15 protein-coding genes are annotated in these 16,245 nt (G+C 68.2%); 7 read left to right on the forward strand and 8 right to left on the reverse strand.

The window, feature by feature from the left end; genetic code table 11:
- The first annotated feature begins 449 nt into the window (after positions 1 to 449).
- Positions 450 to 1,325 carry an aldo/keto reductase gene (locus ABD768_RS13900; protein ID WP_344840790.1) on the forward strand — a complete coding sequence of 292 codons (876 nt, stop codon included), beginning with the start codon at positions 450 to 452 and terminating at the stop codon, positions 1,323 to 1,325.
- 90 nt (positions 1,326 to 1,415) lie between these two features.
- A complete protein-coding gene (trxA, locus tag ABD768_RS13905) occupies positions 1,416 to 1,805 on the forward strand; it encodes a thioredoxin (RefSeq protein WP_344840792.1) in 390 nt (129 codons plus the stop codon).
- 87 nt (positions 1,806 to 1,892) lie between these two features.
- Here the strand turns inward: trxA and ABD768_RS13910 are convergent, their stop codons facing one another.
- Entirely contained in the window at positions 1,893 to 2,495 is a 603-nt protein-coding gene (locus ABD768_RS13910) for a TetR/AcrR family transcriptional regulator (protein WP_344840793.1), read from the reverse strand.
- Positions 2,496 to 2,542: 47 nt separating this feature from the next.
- Here ABD768_RS13910 and ABD768_RS13915 point away from each other — a divergent pair, with 47 nt between their 5' ends.
- Positions 2,543 to 3,385, forward strand: a complete 843-nt coding sequence (locus tag ABD768_RS13915; protein WP_343977219.1) for an SDR family NAD(P)-dependent oxidoreductase — start codon at positions 2,543 to 2,545, stop codon at positions 3,383 to 3,385.
- Between the two features lie 240 nt (positions 3,386 to 3,625).
- On the forward strand, positions 3,626 to 3,952 hold the full coding sequence (locus ABD768_RS13920) for a hypothetical protein (RefSeq protein ID WP_344840795.1): 327 nt from the start codon (positions 3,626 to 3,628) through the stop codon (positions 3,950 to 3,952).
- Positions 3,953 to 4,391: 439 nt separating this feature from the next.
- On the opposite strand, the gene ABD768_RS13925 is transcribed toward ABD768_RS13920, so the two are convergent.
- Positions 4,392 to 5,660, reverse strand: coding sequence for an NAD(P)/FAD-dependent oxidoreductase (locus tag ABD768_RS13925; RefSeq protein WP_343977213.1), 1,269 nt, complete (start codon positions 5,658 to 5,660; stop codon positions 4,392 to 4,394).
- A 90-nt stretch (positions 5,661 to 5,750) separates the two neighbouring features.
- Here ABD768_RS13925 and ABD768_RS13930 point away from each other — a divergent pair, with 90 nt between their 5' ends.
- Positions 5,751 to 7,304 carry a helix-turn-helix domain-containing protein gene (locus tag ABD768_RS13930; RefSeq protein ID WP_344840796.1) on the forward strand — a complete coding sequence of 518 codons (1,554 nt, stop codon included), beginning with the start codon at positions 5,751 to 5,753 and terminating at the stop codon, positions 7,302 to 7,304.
- A 256-nt stretch (positions 7,305 to 7,560) separates the two neighbouring features.
- On the opposite strand, the gene ABD768_RS13935 is transcribed toward ABD768_RS13930, so the two are convergent.
- Genes ABD768_RS13935 through ABD768_RS13945 form a run of 3 tightly spaced genes read right to left on the reverse strand, consistent with a single transcriptional unit; the run spans position 7,561 to position 10,315 of the window.
- Positions 7,561 to 8,745 carry an NAD(P)/FAD-dependent oxidoreductase gene (locus tag ABD768_RS13935; RefSeq protein WP_344840797.1) on the reverse strand — a complete coding sequence of 395 codons (1,185 nt, stop codon included), beginning with the start codon at positions 8,743 to 8,745 and terminating at the stop codon, positions 7,561 to 7,563.
- Positions 8,742 to 9,269: an isoprenylcysteine carboxyl methyltransferase family protein gene (locus ABD768_RS13940; RefSeq protein WP_343977205.1), complete on the reverse strand. Its 528-nt coding sequence runs from the start codon at positions 9,267 to 9,269 to the stop codon at positions 8,742 to 8,744. Before ABD768_RS13940 ends, ABD768_RS13935 begins: the two co-directional genes overlap by 4 nt.
- Positions 9,269 to 10,315, reverse strand: coding sequence for a type III polyketide synthase (locus tag ABD768_RS13945; protein ID WP_343977202.1), 1,047 nt, complete (start codon positions 10,313 to 10,315; stop codon positions 9,269 to 9,271). Before ABD768_RS13945 ends, ABD768_RS13940 begins: the two co-directional genes overlap by 1 nt.
- Before the next feature lie 18 nt (positions 10,316 to 10,333).
- On the opposite strand from ABD768_RS13945, the gene ABD768_RS13950 reads away from it, so the two are divergent.
- Entirely contained in the window at positions 10,334 to 11,149 is an 816-nt protein-coding gene (locus ABD768_RS13950) for a UbiA family prenyltransferase (protein ID WP_344840799.1), read from the forward strand.
- 47 nt (positions 11,150 to 11,196) lie between these two features.
- On the opposite strand, the gene ABD768_RS13955 is transcribed toward ABD768_RS13950, so the two are convergent.
- Entirely contained in the window at positions 11,197 to 12,069 is an 873-nt protein-coding gene (locus ABD768_RS13955) for a LysR substrate-binding domain-containing protein (protein WP_343977197.1), read from the reverse strand.
- A gap of 122 nt (positions 12,070 to 12,191) precedes the next feature.
- Between ABD768_RS13955 and ABD768_RS13960 the strand changes: the two genes are divergently transcribed.
- Entirely contained in the window at positions 12,192 to 13,709 is a 1,518-nt protein-coding gene (locus ABD768_RS13960; protein ID WP_343977194.1) for an MFS transporter, read from the forward strand.
- On the opposite strand, the gene ABD768_RS13965 is transcribed toward ABD768_RS13960, so the two are convergent.
- The gene (locus tag ABD768_RS13965) at positions 13,703 to 14,401 is read right to left on the reverse strand and encodes an SRPBCC family protein (RefSeq protein WP_344840802.1); all 699 of its coding nucleotides are present in this window, start codon (positions 14,399 to 14,401) and stop codon (positions 13,703 to 13,705) included. The genes ABD768_RS13960 and ABD768_RS13965 overlap by 7 nt on opposite strands.
- Positions 14,402 to 14,514: 113 nt before the next feature.
- Positions 14,515 to 16,023 carry a lysyl oxidase family protein gene (locus ABD768_RS13970; protein ID WP_344840804.1) on the reverse strand — a complete coding sequence of 503 codons (1,509 nt, stop codon included), beginning with the start codon at positions 16,021 to 16,023 and terminating at the stop codon, positions 14,515 to 14,517.
- Between the last annotated feature and the right edge of the window lie 222 nt (positions 16,024 to 16,245).

The raw sequence follows: 16,245 nt of genomic DNA on the forward strand, positions 1-16,245 counted from the left end.
ACCTTTTGGCGGCAGATTCAGCAACGTTCGCCACCAACTCATCGCTACCCGCCCCTCAGACAGCAGTTACGCGGACAGTAGCCGGGAGGATACGGCAAGCAACTGTCCACCGGGAGACCTGAGACCAGGATCCGGAAGCTCCATCGCTCCCCGCAGCCATACTGTTACCCGCTTCTGCGCTCGATGCACATCCACGGGTGAAGCGTGACACCTTCGGTACCGTCGCCATAACTCCTCTCTCATGCCCGACCCGATCGATCAGGCAGCGCAAACCATGCCACACGGAACCGACGTTCGAATATCCGTGCGAACAACCATGGTAAGCAGAACGATCCAACTGATCACAGATAGTAACCGATCACCCGGTGCGCCCTGTGGAAAACTCTCCCGTGGCGCGGGGTCAAAGTACTAGTGTTTGACGCATCCGAGGACCTTTGAGAGGACATGCGATGGAGACTCGTCGACTAGGGCGGCTGGAGCACCAGAGCTCGGTACTGATCTATGGCGCGGCATCACTGGGTGGGGTCGACCAAGATCGGGCCGACGCGTCGATCCAGGAGGCCCTTGACGCCGGGATCAACCATTTCGACGTGGCCGCTGATTACGGCGAGGCCGAGCTGCGGCTCGGGCCGCGGATGGCGGAGATCCGGGACCGGATCTTCCTGGCCACCAAGACCGGACGGCGCACGTACGACGAGGCCTGGGCGGAGATCAACCGGTCGCTCGAGCGGTTGCAGACCGATCACGTCGACCTGATCCAGATGCACGCCGTCTGCGATCTGGAGAACCTCGACCTGGTCACCGGCAAGGGTGGTTCGCTCGAGGCCGCGATCCGGGCCAAGGAAGAGGGCATGGTGTCGGCGATCGGCATCACCGGGCACACCGCCGAGGCACCGAGTGTTCATCTGGAGGGCCTGCGCCGGTTCGATTTCGACAGCGTGCTGACGCCGCTCAACTACAAGTTGTCCACCGATCCGAAGTACGCCGATGACTACGCTGCGCTGGTCGAGGCGGTCAGGGCCAGCGACGCCGCGCTGATGACGATCAAGATGATCGCCCGGCGGAACTGGCAGGACGGCGAGGAGAAGGCGTACGACACCTGGTACCGGCCGTTCGACGAGCAACGGTATGTGACGGCCGCCACAGCCTGGCTGCTGAACGGGCATCCGGAGATCACCGGCCTGGCGACGGCCGGCGAGACCCGGCTGCTGCGCCAGATGGTCCAGGCCGAGAAAGAGCGGGCCGAGCTCAGCCCGGACGCCGCGGCTGCCATCCTGGACGAGGTGCAGGACTATCAGTCGCCGTTCGTCGACATGCCCATCTGATCCCCTGCGCGGCACCGCGCGCGGCCCCGGGAACACTCGCGGGGTCCACGCTGTTATGCATGACGAATTCGTCTAACTTCGGAGGTCGTAGTGGCAACGGTCGAGCTGTCCCAGGAGAACTTCGACAAGGTCGTCGGTTCCGACGGGCTCGTCCTGGTGGATTTCTGGGCGGAGTGGTGTGGTCCGTGCAAGATGTTCGGGCCGGTGTTCGAGAAGTCGTCCGAGACGCATGAGGACATCACCTTCGGCAAGGTGGACACCGAGGCGCAGGTCGAGCTGGCCCAGGCGTTCCAGATCCAGTCCATCCCGACCCTGATGGCCGTTCGCGACGGCGTGGTCCTGTACTCGCAGCCGGGTGCCCTGCCGGCGCCGGCGCTGGAGGACCTGATCACCCAGCTCCGCGCGGTCGACATGGAAGAGGTTCGCGCCCAGATCGCGGCCCACGAGGCCGAGCACGGCACCGAGCCGCACACGCACTGAGTCAAACGCTCTATATATAAGGAAGCGGTCCAGACCCGTACTTCGGGTCCGGACCGCTTCTCTTTGCCCGTACTACGTACGCGGTGCTCAGGTCAGTGGGTAGGCGCGGTCGAGGGCGTCGAGGCCGGCACCGACGTTGGCGCGGATGGCGTCTTCGATGGTGGTGATGGGGTCGGCGGCTACCAGGCCGGTGACGAGTAGCTGGTGACGGAACGCGAGCAGGCCGACGAGCATGGCTGACCAGGCTGGTGAGTTGGTCACCGTGGCCAGCGGCGTAGCCCAGGAGTTGATGATGACCAGGCGGCGGGCCCTGAGGGTCGGGGAGTCGTTCTCGCAGCTGTGGAAGGCGCGGAGGCCTTCGTAGATGGTCTGGTCGACGACCGGCCAGGGGCAGTTGAGGTCGAGCATCGGGCCTTCGAGGAGCGGGGGGCGGACGGCGTTGGTCCAGGACTCGTCGGGGTGGTCGCGGAGGGTGGTCAGCAGGTTCTCGAGGGCTTGCGGCTCGGCGTCGAAGAACAGGTCTTCCTTGCTGCCGAAGTAGTTGAAGATCGTCTTGACCGAGACGTCGGCGGCGGTGGCGATCTCGCTCAGGGTGACGTGCTCGAAGCCGCGCTGCTCGAACAAGCGGGTGGCGGTGTCCGACATCGCTTGGCGAGCGGCTGCCTTCTTGCGCTCACGCAGATTGTTCATCGATTAAAACTTTACAACCATGCGATCTTTTGGGCAAGGTGGACGGCATGGATGCGAAGGATGGACGGAGTTGGCTGGTCACCGGGACGAGCAGCGGGCTCGGCCGGGCACTGGTCGAGGTGCTGGCCGCGCGAGGTGAGCGGGTGATGGCTACTGCTCGGGAGGTTGGCCGGATTGCTGAGCTGGAGGAGTTGGCGCCCGGCCGGGTGCGAGTGGCGCGGCTCGATGTGACGGATGGGGCGAGTGTTCGGGCAGCGGTGGCTGCGGCCGAGGAGGCGTTCGGCGGGATCGGCGTACTGGTGAACAACGCGGGGTCTGCCTTGCTCGGGGCGTTCGAGGAGCACGGGGACGAGGAGTTGCGGGCTGCGTTCGAGACGAATCTGTTCGGGGCGTTGGCGGTCACGCGGGCGGTGCTGCCGGGGATGCGGGCGCGGCGGTCGGGGCATCTGGTGCAGATGTCGTCGGTGGTGGGCGTGACGTCGGGTGCGGGCGGTTCGGCGTACGCGGGGCCGAAGGCTGCGTTGGAGGCGATGTCGGAGGCGCTGGCGGCGGAGGTTGCTGCGCTGGGGATCCGGGTGACGATCGTCGAGCCGGGGCCGTTCCGGACGGACTTCGGTGGGCGGTCGTTGAGTTGGGGGCAGCCGCTGCAGGACTACGCGGCGCTGATCGGGCCGGCTCGGGCTGCCTTCGAGGCGTCGCATGGGACGCAGAGTGGTGATCCGTTGCGCGCGGCCGAGGCGATCATCGAGGCCGTTGAGCGGGACGATTCGCCTTTGCGGTTGCCGCTGGGGGCTGAGGCGTACCAGTGGATCCGGGGTTATTTGAGCAGACGGCTCGACGAGCTTGAGATGGCAGAGCCGATCGGCGCCGACACGGCCCTGCGGAATTAGATAGAGCGTGGCTCCCTGGGGAGCCACGCTCTCTTCTGGCTCGGGCGTCATTGGCCGGGCCAGGCGGTGCGACGGTCCTCCCGCCCGAGGACCGCTGGTGCGCTGGCCGGAAGGTCCATTGCTGCTTCCGGCGCCTGCGCTGGTGGTGCGGCCGGCTCCCGCGCGGCATCGCGGGAGCCGGGTCTTGCGTTCACGGTCCCGTCAGGCGCTCGGGTGCTGGACCGCTACCGGGTTCCGGAGGTGAGGCTCCGCGGAATCCGGGTACTGCGCCGCGGTCTCCCAGCAGGGTGGGAGTCGCGGGTGGTGCTGCCGGTGTCCGCAGAGCAGGCGCCGTACGGATACCGGGTGGTGCCGGCGGATCTGCCGGTTGCTGCGGGAGATCCGTCGTGGTGCTGGCAGGTCCGCTGGGTTCTGAACGGGTCTGCCGGTGCGACTGGCCGGCCGTTGGGTGCGGCCGCCGGTGGTGCTGGCGACTTCCCGACAGGGGCCGGGACGTCGCCGGTACTGCTGGCCCGGGCCTGTGGTCCCGGGGTAGTGCCGCCGGATCGCGGTGAGCAGTCCGGATAGAGCTGCCGGGTCCTGGAGCGATCCGGGTGATGCGCCGGGTCTTGGTGAAGGACCCGGGTGGTGCACCGGGCCTTGAGCGACCCGGGTGGTGCGCCGGGTCTTGGTGAGGGGCCCGGGGTGGTGCGCCCGGATCTGTGGTTCCGGGGTGGTGCTGCCGGGGCTGTGGGGTCACAGGGCCCGGGTGGTGCTGCCGGGGACCGCGGAGCCGCGGGCCCGGGGTGGTGCTGCCGGAGCCCCGGGAGATAGCGGGGCCGGCCGGTGGTCTCCTGCAGGGTGGAGGCCGTCTGGTCCCGTCGCGGAAGAGGCGGCTGGGGTACGGCTCGGCCGCGACGGGAGTTCGTGGGTGGTCGGTGGGGAGGGAGCCCGGCTGCAGCTGGGCTCTTGAGTCTGGTCGGCTGGTATCTCCACGCAGCCGGCCGAGGATCTGCTGGCCGGTGGGTCAGCGGAGGGGGTTGAAGGGGGCCAGTTCGACCGGGGTGCGGCCGGTGGTGATGGTTTCGGCGAGGAGCTGGCCGGTGATCGGGCCGAGGGTGATGCCCCACATGCCGTGGCCGCCGGCGGCGAAGACGCGCGGGGAGGAGGTCGCACCGATCAGGGGCAGGCCGTCCGGGGTGCAGGGGCGCGGTCCCACCCACTCGAAGGTGCGAGCGTCCAGGTCCGCGTCCCGCAGCAGCGGCCGGGCCGCTTCCACGATGGCGTCGATCCGGCGCGGGTCGAGCTTCGCGTCGGGCTTGCGGAACTCCATCATCCCGGCCACCCGGAGCCGGTCGCCCAGCGGCGTACAGGCGATCCGTTGCGCCGGGAAGTACACAGGTCCGGCCGGCACGTGCGCGATCGGGACGCTGAAGCTGTAGCCGCGTCCGGCCTGCACGACGGTCCGTACGCCGAACTGCCGCGCGAGATCGCCGAGCCAGGCGCCGGTCGCCATCACGACCGCGTCGTACGGCGTGCTCTCACCGTCCGCCGTGACGATCCGGACGCCGCGGATCTCGTCCACGATGTCCTTCACCGTCACGCCCGTGACGATGGTGCCGCCGCGGGCGCGGACCGAGTCGGCGAGCATGTTCACGTACTCGCCCGGGTTGATGAAGCGCTGGCCGTGCAGCCGGATCGCCGCGCCGATCTCGTCGGACAGCGACGGCTCGATCTCGCGGGCGTCGTCACCGGTGATGGCCTCGAACTCGATGCCCTGGCCGGCCGCGTGGATGTGCTCGATCTCCTCGAGCAGCACCGAGCGCTCGGCCTCGGTGCGGTACGCCGCCAGGAACGACTTGGCCTCGTACGTCTCGGCCTCGACCCCCGCCTTGGCGAGCGCGTCGAACCCGTTCAGCGCCTGCCGGTTGATCGGCACCAGCGCCTCCATCGCGGTCTTCCAGCGTCCGGCGGTGCTGTTGCGAGCGAAGCGGGTCAGGAACGAAATGAGCCGCGGGCTCGCCGTCGGCGGTACATAGACCGGCGAGGAGGGGCTCAGCACCGCACGGACGCCGTACTTGAGAACGGCCGGCTCCGGCAGCGGAGTCGCCAGGCCGGGGGTCAGCCAGCCCGCGTTGCCCCAGGAGGCACCCGCGGCGACGCCTTCGCGATCCAGCACGGTGACCTCGATGCCGGCCTCCTGGAGGAACCAGGCGGTGGCGAGACCGACCATGCCGGCGCCGACGACGGCGACCCGGTCCGGGACGATGTGAGTGCCTTGCACGGAAGCGACCATGTATCGATGGTGCGGCCGCCCGGAACCGCTGTCATGGTGCGATCGCACCACAGCTGGCACTGATGACAGTGGCAAGAGCACAATAACTTCATGATCACCGTCCCTGACCTGGTCGTCGCCGTCGGACCGGCCCTGTTCGAGATCGTCGTCGCCGGGCAGGGCGACGGTGAGGTCCGCGATGTATTCCTCGCCGATCCGCAGGAGGCGTCGACCGGTCAGCCGGGCGACCTGGTCCTTGGCTTCGGCCTGGGCAGCGCGGAGGAGGCAGTAGAGCTAGTAGAGCGCTGTGCCGTCGGTAACGCCTCAGGGATCATCCTGCGGACGACGCTGGCCCAGGACCCGGCCGTGGTGGCTCATGCGGACAAGCGGCGACTCACCCTGGTCGCGCTGCAGCCGTCAGTCACCTGGGCCCACGTGGTGTGGCTACTGCGAGGTGTGATCGACAGGGCAGCCGCACCGGACTCCCCCACTGCCGGAGACGCCGGGGTGCACCAGGAGCTCTTCGCACTGGCCGATGCCGCTGCAGCCATCGTCGACGCGCCGGTGACCATCGAGGACAACCAGTCCCGGGTACTGGCGTACTCGAGCCTCCATGACGTCTCTGACACGGACCCGACCCGGGTGTCGACGATTGTCGGCCGTCGCGTGCCTGCTGAGGTCATTGCGCACTTCCGGGCCCGAGGGATCTTCCGGCGGCTGGCCCGGTCGAGTGAGCCGTTCCTGGTGCCGGATGGGCCGAACGGCATTCGGCCGCGGCTAGTAGTACCCGTCAGAGCCGGTGGTGAGTGGTTGGGGTCTATCTGGGCTGTGGTGGATGGGCCGGTGAGCGCAGAGGTGACTACTGAGCTCAGTAACGCGGCGTCGGTGCTTGCGCTGCACATGCTGCGGCTCAGGGCGCAGGCGGACGTCGCTAGGCGCAGTGCGATCGACAGATTGCGCACTGTCTTGCGGCAGTTCTCCCCTGACACTCCGCTGGACGTACGGCTGCCGCCTGCGCCGTGGCGGGTGGTAGCGCTGGGTTCGCCGGCCGCGTACGACGTACCGCAAGAGCTGGACCTCTGGGAGTCGACTGGTCGCCGCCATGGCTGGAGTGAGCCGCAGCTGGCCGACCTGGATGGGACCGTCCTGGCAGTCGTCTCGGATGGCGACGGACCTGGATCGTGGCGCTGGTTGCGCAAGCTGGTCATCGACCTGGCCAAAGACTTCCCCGGTACTACGGCCGCCGCCGGCGGGCGTGCCCGTGGCGCGGCGGACTTGCCGAGCTCTCGCGCCGAGGCCGTCGAGCTGCTGGGACTGGTACGGCGTGAGCTTGCGCCCGGCCCGGCGTTGCGGGTCGAGCAGGCCTGGCACGTCCTCACTGTTCACCGGGCGGTCACCTCGCTCGACACGACGAAGCTGGATGGGCCGCTCGCGACTTTGTTACGGCATGACATCGAGCACGACACCGCGTTCGTCGACACCCTGCAGGCGTGGCTGAACTATCCCGGTCAGCCGCAGCAGGCGGCGCGAGAGCTGCATCTGCACACGAACACGCTGCGGCACCGGATGAAAAGGATCGGGGAGATCGCCCGGCTCGACCTGTCCAGCCCGCGCGAGCGGCTGGCTCTGCAGTTGCAGATCGCGGCCGTGCGGACCGAGCACTGAGACGTAGGTCACCGGGCTAAGTAACAAGGCTTCATATTCCGGCAACGGATGGGCAACATGCGGCTGGCAATCTTTAACTCAGAAACACCGAGAACTTGTCCCAGCCTTTCACCAGGAGGCTGGGGCCAGATCGTTCCAGCCTTTCACCAGGAGGCTGGAGCAACCCGAGCGAGCATTTCACCAGGATGCTCGGTCGCGTGTGGGCCCGGCGATTGTCTGAGCGATCGCCGGGCCAACGCGCGTTCTGGGGCAGGCGTTACGCGAGTTGGTTGACGATGGCACCGAAAATCTTCGGCAGCCGCGCCGCGGCCGGGACGATGCGGGGAGCCAGCAACGATCTGTTGCGGGCCCAGAGCAACGAACCCGTCAGGAACCGGCACTCCCAGGACACCCGCCGCCAGGCCGCGTCGTACGCCGCTGGGTCGTCGCGCTCGACGCACCGGACCAGTTCGGCACTGGTCCGCAAAGCCACCGCGATCCCCTCCCCGGTCAACGCGTCGACATACCCAGCCGCATCCCCAACCAACATCACCCGCCCGGCAACCCGCCCTCGGACCCGCTGGCGGAGCGGGCCGGCTCCCATGACGGAGGAGGCTTCGGAGGCACCCACCAGGCGGCGCTTCAAGGCGGGGAAGGCTTCCAGATGACTGTCGAAGGAACCCCGCTCGGAGGTGAGGATGGCGACCCCCACGAGGTCGTCGGCCACCGGAGTCACGTAGGCCTCGCCGAGGCGAGACCAGTAGACCTCTACGAGGTCACACCAAGGCCGCACGCTGTAGTGCCGGCGCAGCCCACGCCGCGGCTGCGCCGCGTCGCGGGCTGCGGAAAGGCGGGGCAGGGTCGGGAGCCTGGGCAGGTGGGGCAGGGCCCACGGTAGGCGGGGTGGGGCGATAGAGCCGGGCTCGCTGTCAGCGTCCTGCGGTCGGGCGTCGGCCGCGGCTGGGAACCGGGCTTGCTCGGCTGGAATCAGGCGCTGGCTGCTGCCAGCTCCTAGGCCGAGTTGGCGGCGGGTTGGGGAGTGGAGGCCGTCGGCGGCGGCTAAGTAGTGGGCGGTGAGGCCGGCGGCTGTTACCGAGTGCTGGTTTTGGGTGATGGTCGAGATCCGGGTGGGGATGACGGGGATGTCCAGGTCGGCCAGGCGGGTGGCCAGGGCGCGCTGGAGGGTTGTGCGGCGGACTCCGAGGCCTGGTCCCTGGCGGAAGCGGGCATCGACCACATGCGACGAATCCAGGTAGCGGATGCCGTGGAACGGGCGGCCGTCCAGTTCCACGCCCAGCCGTCGAAGGTATTCGACAGCAGAAGAAGAGATGCCCTCGCCGCAGGCTTTGTCGATCGGCATCGAGCGAGGCTCCACGACGACGACGGAGAGGCCGGCCAGGGCGGCTCGGATGGCGGTGGCCGCGCCCGCCGGGCCGGCGCCGGCGACGAGGAGGTCGATCACTTCGTCAGCGCTGAGTCCAACGCTGCTTCCTCCGCGCGGATCCGGACCGTCAGCAGCGGGATGTTCAGCAGCAGGAACAAGACCGCCGTCACCCACGCCGTGTGCACCAGCGGCAGCGCGATCCCCTCCGCGACCACCGCCACGTAGTTCGGATGACGCAACCACTTATAGGGGCCAGCAGCAACCAACGAGAGCCCCGGTACGACGATCACGCGCGTGTTCCACTGATGTCCGAGCACCGAGATGCACCACCACCGCAACCCCTGCGCCAGCACCACGACAGCAAGCATCGTCCACCCGAGCGCCGGGATGAACGGCCGGTCCGCCACGATCGCCTCGACCAGACACCCCGCCAGGAACCCAGTGTGCAGCACCACCATGAACGGGTAGTGCCCCTTGCCCGACTCCACCCCACCCTGCTTGAAGCTCCAAGCGGCATTGCGCAACGAGACGACCAGCTCGGCCACTCGCTCGAGCCCCACCACGAGCACCAGCGCGACGTACCACCACAACGACGAGTCCATCACCACTCCAGGAGTACGAGCTCGGAACAGAAGCCTGGGCCCATCGCGAGCAACACGCCCATACCCGAAGGATCCAGCCGGAGGGTGTCACCGAGCACGTGCAGTACCGACGACGACGACAAGTTGCCGACCGCGTCGAGCGATTTCCACGTCAGGTCGAGGGCCCCCGGCCGCAACGACAGCGTCTCCGCGACCGCCTCGAGCACCTTCGGCCCACCTGGGTGGCTCACCCAGGTACCGATCTCCGGAATCGTCAGCCCATGCGCGGCCAGAAAGGCAGTGACGTCACCACCGAGGTACTGCCGAACCACCTGCGGTACGTCGGCCCCGAGCACGATCCGAAACCCACCGGACCCGACGTCCCACCCCATCACCCGCTCCGAGTCCGGATAGAGCCGCGACCGCGTAGCCACCACAGATGGCCCGGCCGCAGCCGGATGCTCCGACCCAGTCAGCACCACTGCCGCTGCCCCATCACCGAACAGAGCACCGCCAACCAGGTTGGGCAGTGACGAGTCATCCCGCTGCAGCGTCAGCGAGCAGAGCTCCACCGACAGCAGTACTGCGACATGCCCCGGCCAGGCCTTGAGATAGTCATGCAGACGCGCAACCCCAGCCGCTCCCCCGACGCACCCCAGCCCGAACAACGGCATCCGCTTCACGTCCTGCCGCAGCCCGAGCCGTACGGCGACCCGCGCGTCGATCGACGGCGCCGCGACCCCCGTCACGGTGGTGAACATCAGCACGTCGACGTCATCCACCGTCAGCCCGGCCGCCGCCAGCGCCCCCGACACCGCTTCGGCGCCCAGGTCGACCGCCACCGAGATCCACGCGTCGTTTGCCTCGCCGAAGTCCTTCAGCGCGGCGTACCGCTCCAACGGGAGCGCCAGATGGCGATGGGACACGCCGGCGTTGGCATGCAGCCGGCGGAGCAGACCGATCCCCTTGCCGTCCGGGAGACAGATCTCGGCGAACGCGTCGGTGAGCTCGTGTTGGGCGTATCGGTTGGGCGGCAACGCGGCCTGCACCGCGGCGATCCGCGTCATCGTGGCATCGTTGGGTCGGTGAGCGGGCTGAGAGTACTCAAGGGGCTCGCGATGGCGAGCCATCCCGGCCCGACCGTTGCCGTCACCACCCTGGTCACCGTCGTCGCCTGGTCGGCAGGCAGGAACGCCTCCGGATGCCTCTTAGTCGCCGCAGCAATCCTCACCGGCCACCTCTCGATCGGCTGGAGCAATGACGCGATTGACGCACCCCGCGACACCAGTGTCCACCGGAACGACAAACCAATCGTGCTCGGACTGGTGAGTCGGCGGACCCTGTGGATCGGCGCGATCTCGATGGTAGTTGCCTGCGTCCCACTCTCGCTCGCCAGCGGCGTGCTGGCCGGCCTCGCACACCTGATCGGCGTGGCAGCCGCTTGGGCCTACAACCTCGGCCTGAAGTCGACCCGGATCTCCTGGCTCCCGTACGCCGTGGCCTTCGGTCTGCTCCCGTCGTTCGTCACCCTCGGTACCGCCGGCACCTGGGCCCCTTGGTGGGCCACCGCCGCCACCGCCCTCCTCGGCGTCGGCGCCCACCTCGCCAACGTAGTCCCCGACTTAGCCGACGACCTAGCCACCGGCGTAACCGGCTGGCCCCAACGCCTGGGCAAGCTGGCCCGGTACGCCGCGCCGCTCCCCCTCGCGATCGCCACAGCCCTCCTGGTCATCGCCCCACCCGGTCCGTTGGGCGCAATCGGCTGGCTCACCCTGCTCGTGGTCGCCGCACTGCTCACCCTGATCGTCCTGTGGAAGAAGGCACCCTTTCTCCTGACCATCGGCGTAGCCGCGATCAGCATCCTCACCCTGGTCGCCCGCGGCGACGCCCTAATCCGCTAGCGCGAGCGCGGAGCGTAGCCCCTGGGGCGCGCACGGGATGGGCGCGCTCAGTCGGCTGGTTTGAGGGGGGCGTTGTTGCTGAGGATTGCGGAGGTCAGGGCCTCGGCGGGTTCCTTGGCTGCTCTTGGGTTGGTGATCAGCACCAGATCGATCGCCGGCAACTCCGGAAGCCCCGCACTCGGCGGCGGCTCGACCAAGTCAGCGGGCATCAGGGAGCGGGCGAAGATGGCTATGCCTAGGCCGGCCCGGACCGCGGCGAGGACTCCGTTGACGCCTCGGACGATGCAGGTGATGCGGCAGGAGCGGCCGGCTTGCTCGAGGGTTTGGACGCCTAGGGAGCGGCTGAGGCTGGGGGCTTGGTAGGCGACCAGCGGGACCGGGCCGTCGGGGGCGATCCGGGTGCCGGCGATGCCGGCCCAGACGAGTGGGTCCCGCCGGACGACCCGGCCGTTCGGTTCGTAGCCGCCACCAAGGCTGTGCTTGACGTAGGCCAGATCCAGATGACCCGACTCGACCCGCCGCAGCAGATTGGGGCTCTGGGCAACGGTCAGTTCGAGATCGATCCGCGGGTACAACTGCCGGAAGTCCCGCAGGATCCGCGGCAACGGCGTCAGCGCAAGGTCATCCGTCACCCCGAAGCGCAGCCGCCCACGCAACTCCGACCCGGTGAAGTACCCAGCAGCCTCCTCGTGCGCCGCCAGGATCGTCCGGGCAAAACCCGCCATCGCCTCCCCGTCAGCGGTCAGCGTGACGGTCCGCGTGTCGCGGACGAAGAGCGGCCGCCCGACCGCCCCCTCGAGTTTGCGGACGTGCTGGCTGACCGTCGGCTGGCGGATGCCCAGCCGTTCCGCGGCCTGGGTGAAGCTCAGCGACTGCGCGACCGCCAGGAACGTGCGCAACTGGTCCGGATCGTAGGTCACCAGAACCCCTCTCATTGCGGGACGCAATAAGACTAATAGGAGTAATTCGCTGTCAGAATCCACCCCCGGCCGGTGAGGATGGAGGAGACCTCCCCTGACACAAACTTCCGTAGGGATGACTCTTGACCACCCGGGCCACCGGTTCTGTCCACCCCGTCCCCGACTTCCACACCCATCGCAGCACCCCGATCGACCCGCACGCCGCGCTCAAACGGCCGGGCTTCCGCGACACCTTCAGTGCTCTGCAGGTCCGTAACTTCCGCCTCCTGGTGAGCGGATTGTTCGTCAGTTCGACCGGCGGCTGGGTCCAGCGGATCGCCCAGGACTGGCTGGTCCTGACACTGACCGGCAGTGCCACCGCGGTCGGCATCACCACCGCCCTGCAGTTCCTCCCGACCCTCCTGCTCGGCCTGTACGGCGGCGTGATCGCCGACCGTTTCCCCAAGCGCAAGGTCCTGCTCGTCACCCAGTCCACGATGGGCCTGGCCGCCGCGATCCTCGCCACCCTCGCGTTCACCGGCAGCGTCCAGGTCTGGCAGGTCTACTCGCTCGCTCTCTTCCTCGGCCTCGCGACCGCCGTCGACAACCCCACCCGGCAGTCCTTCGTCACCGAGCTCGTCGGCAAGCAGCGACTGCGCAACGCGATCAGCATGGTCTCGTCGACGTTCCAGCTCGGCAGCCTGATCGGCCCGGCGCTCGGCGGCGCGCTGCTCGGCACGGTCGGCACCGGCTGGGCCTTCGCACTCAACGCGATCACCTTCTTCGGCTCGATCACCGCGCTGACGATGATGCGCGAGAGCGAGATGCCCGGCCTGCAGGCTGCCCGTAAGGCCGGCGCCGGGATCAAGATCCGCGATGGGCTGAAGGACGGCGTGAAGTACGCGTTCCACGAGCCGGCCGTGCGCTGGGCGATCGCGCTGGTCGGCGTCTACGGCATGTTCACGATCAGCCTGCCGGTCACGTTGACCGCCTTCGCGGATCGCGTCTTCCACACCGGCGCCACCGGGTACGGCGTACTGAACTCCGTCGTTGCGGTCGGCTCACTCGCGGGGGCGTTGCTCTCGGCAAGGAGAGTGCGCCCGACCCGGCTGCGCAACCTCGTCGCGATCGCCTCGATCCTCGCGGTGACCGAGATGGTGGCCGCGATCCAGCCGTCGCTGTGGACGTTCCTCCCGCTGCTCGCCGCGCTCGGCATGGCGACGCTGATGTTCCTCACCGCCGCCCAGTCGATGGTCCAGCTCACCACTCCCGACGGACTCCGCGGCCGGGTCGCCGGGATCTACAACCTGGTCTTCATCGGCGGCGGCGCGATCGGCGGACCGACCGTCGGCTGGATCGCCCAGCATTGGGGTGCCCGCTTCGGGCTGCTGCTGGCCGGGATGATCCCGGCCGTGGCGACGATCGCGATCGGGATCAAGCTCGCCCGGACCGGCCGGTTCCGCGTGGTCGTGGTCCGCTCGGACACCCGCTCACCGTGGCTGCAGCCGCCGCGACTCGGGCTGACGCAGACCGAGGTACGGGTCGAACGGCCGGCGGCACCGCGGATCGAGCGGCCACGCACGATCGCCCGGCGGCATCACCAGCGCGACGTCAATCACCCGCACCCCCGGCGTACCAGGAAGAAGCCCTTGCACTACTGAGTCAGGTAGAACTCGGTCAGCCAGGATTGCCAAGCGTCCTCGAGGCGCTTGGCGTCCTGGCCAGGTCCGTAGTAATGGTGGCCGAGGGCAACGGGCATGCCGAGCAGGCTGCGGTTGTGGAAGCGGAGCAGCGCGTACTCCGTGGTGATGCCGAAATGGCTCGGCCCGTCGTAGTCGACCTCGCCGACCACCACACCCAGCCCGTAGACATCCAGCTCGACCTTCGTGCCGACCTCACCGCCGACCGCCTCGCGCAGTTTCTGCCAGGCCTCCGCGGTCCCAGACCATGCGGGGCCCTCGGCAACCACATAGGTAGCAGGCGCGCCATGGAAGCCGGACACATACAGCTGCAGCGTGTGGAAGTACAGGTCCCAGCCGCGCGCGGTCGCCTCGTACTCCGCCTCCCAGTCGTCCCCGAGAAAACCGGTCTGGACGAAGCGCAGGATCGACGAGCCGTCGTCCTGCTCCTCGATCAGGTACTCGAAGGCACTCGTCTCGGTCTGAATGGCGTAGCCGAGACCAGGCTCCCAGCGCAGTACGACGCCGTCGGCGGACAGCCCGTTCTCGTCCGGCTCCGGGTCCATCGGCGCGAACCAAGCGGTCAGGCCGGCCTCCGTGGCGATCGCGTCCCACACCTCGGCGGGGGTCGCGTCCAGCGGGATCTCCGCCTCGATCCGGCGTTCCTCGGTCATCGTCGCTCCAGGGTGTCGGCTACTGCCATTCCACCACCCGTACCCAGAACCCGGGCAACGCAAAGGCGGCCCTCCCCCAGGAAGGGCCGCCAATGCATTCAGCAACTAACAGGTCACGGAACGTCGATCAGGCCGACCGGCGGAACCTTGACCGTGCGGTGGTGCGCGGTGCCGCCCAGGATCACCTTGCGGAGGGCGACGTTGTTCGTGGTGCTCGACTCGATCAGCCGCTTCTCCGGGTTGGCCTGCACCTGGATGTAGTACGTGCCGTTCGCCAGGCCGGTGATGTCGAAGGACTGGCCGGGACGGAACTGCTCGTAGGTGTCACCGGACCCGACGTCCAGCACCTCGCGGACCGACAGCGATCCGTGGTTGCCGCACGCGGTGTGCAGGTCGGTGTTGGACGGGTGCCAGTTGGCGTTCTTCACCGTGTAGTCGATGGCGTCGGTCGCGGCCAGGCAGAAGGCTTCCTTCTGGCTGCGGACGACCTCGGTCTGCTTGGCGCTCAGCAGGCTGTAGCGGGCGAAGTCGGTGAAGTGCCAGTGGGTGTGGCCTTCCCGCGGGTCCCACTCCATCGTGCCGGTGTTCTGGTACCCGACCTCCTTGCCGTTCGCGTCGTAGAAGTACTGGTACGCGTCCATCAGGTCCTTGCCCTGCTGCCGGAAACCGTCCAGCACCAGCGGCGACGGACCCGCGTTCCACACAGTTGCCGAGAACGCCAGGTAGTCCTTGTCGGCCTCCGGCGTGCCTTCCTCGCCGGTGGTGACCTGGATTCCCCAGGCCGGCACCGACCGCAGGTCCGGCTTCGGACCGGCCGGAACCGACGCCTTGCCGACCGGCCGCTGCGCGTGCGGCTTGGCCTGGATCTTGGCCGGCTTCGGCGCGACACCGGTCTTGGTGAGCGCCTTCGCCTGCGCCTTCGCGAAGGCCTGCTTGCAGCCCTCAGCGACCCCGTGGCCGCAGTCCTCGACGTTCTTGACCGTCACCTTCAGCGTCACGGCCGAGTCGTACGCGCCGATCTTGAAGAAGTCCTTGTACACCTTGTTGACGGTCAGTTTCGCGGTGTACTTGCCCTCCGGCAGGTCGACGTTCTCGTCGTTGCCGTAGTAGCTCGTGGTGTTCGACGACCAGCCGGCCTGCAGACCCCAGACCGCGCCGAGCGTGAACGGATTCGCGCTGCAGCCCTCCGGGTACGGCGAGGTGGCCGGCGCGTCCGGCCGGGTCCGCGAGCCTTCGCCGTTCAGGCAGAAGGTGCGGTCCTTGTCGTAGACCTTCTTGCCGGTGGCATCGGTGATGGTCAGGTGCAGGAACTTGGCCAGGCCGCCGAAGTCCGTCACCGAGCCGGCCGGCAGTGCCTTGGGTTTGCCGTTGACGATCTGCACGCCGACGACCGGGTCCTTGTACGACTTGCGCGTCGCCCGGACCTCGATCGGGTTCTTGCCCGCCACCATGTGGGTGCCGAGGTCGAGCACGATGCCACCCCCTTCGGGATAGCGGTCGAGCGTCACGTCGGTACTGCCCGCCACCAGCTTCAGCTGCGGCTGGGCCGCCGCCTGCCGGCTCGAGGTCGCTGCTCCCGCGGCCCCCGCCGCGAGCGCGACGAGTGTCGCCGCTCCGGTCACGGCCACCGCCGTACGACCGAACTTCCGTGAAATGTTGATGATCAATCCCCTCCCGTTCGGGCAGACCCGCCTCACACGGGTCATCGATCCCTTACGTGAATAGAGACCCCCAGCCCCCTGCCAAGGTTGATCTCAGTTGGATGGCAATCGTGTTACAGCACTTACTCACGGTTATTGAGGCTTGTTACTTGACCTAGTAAATTAAACGGTCCTAGGCTCGGC

Source organism: Kribbella ginsengisoli (genome assembly GCF_039537185.1).
Taxonomy (GTDB): Bacteria; Actinomycetota; Actinomycetes; order Propionibacteriales; family Kribbellaceae; genus Kribbella; species Kribbella koreensis.

What these genes read in the sequence shown, in the direction of transcription:
- ABD768_RS13900 (WP_344840790.1), top strand. Translation starts at nt 450, where the DNA reads ATGGAGACTCGTCGACTAGGGCGGCTGGAGCACCAGAGCTCGGTACTG.
- ABD768_RS13910 (WP_344840793.1), bottom strand. Translation starts at nt 2,495, where the DNA reads ATGAACAATCTGCGTGAGCGCAAGAAGGCAGCCGCTCGCCAAGCGATG.
- ABD768_RS13915 (WP_343977219.1), top strand. Translation starts at nt 2,543, where the DNA reads ATGGATGCGAAGGATGGACGGAGTTGGCTGGTCACCGGGACGAGCAGC.
- ABD768_RS13925 (WP_343977213.1), bottom strand. Translation starts at nt 5,660, where the DNA reads ATGGTCGCTTCCGTGCAAGGCACTCACATCGTCCCGGACCGGGTCGCC.
- ABD768_RS13930 (WP_344840796.1), top strand. Translation starts at nt 5,751, where the DNA reads ATGATCACCGTCCCTGACCTGGTCGTCGCCGTCGGACCGGCCCTGTTC.
- ABD768_RS13940 (WP_343977205.1), bottom strand. Translation starts at nt 9,269, where the DNA reads ATGGACTCGTCGTTGTGGTGGTACGTCGCGCTGGTGCTCGTGGTGGGG.
- ABD768_RS13945 (WP_343977202.1), bottom strand. Translation starts at nt 10,315, where the DNA reads ATGACGCGGATCGCCGCGGTGCAGGCCGCGTTGCCGCCCAACCGATAC.
- ABD768_RS13965 (WP_344840802.1), bottom strand. Translation starts at nt 14,401, where the DNA reads ATGACCGAGGAACGCCGGATCGAGGCGGAGATCCCGCTGGACGCGACC.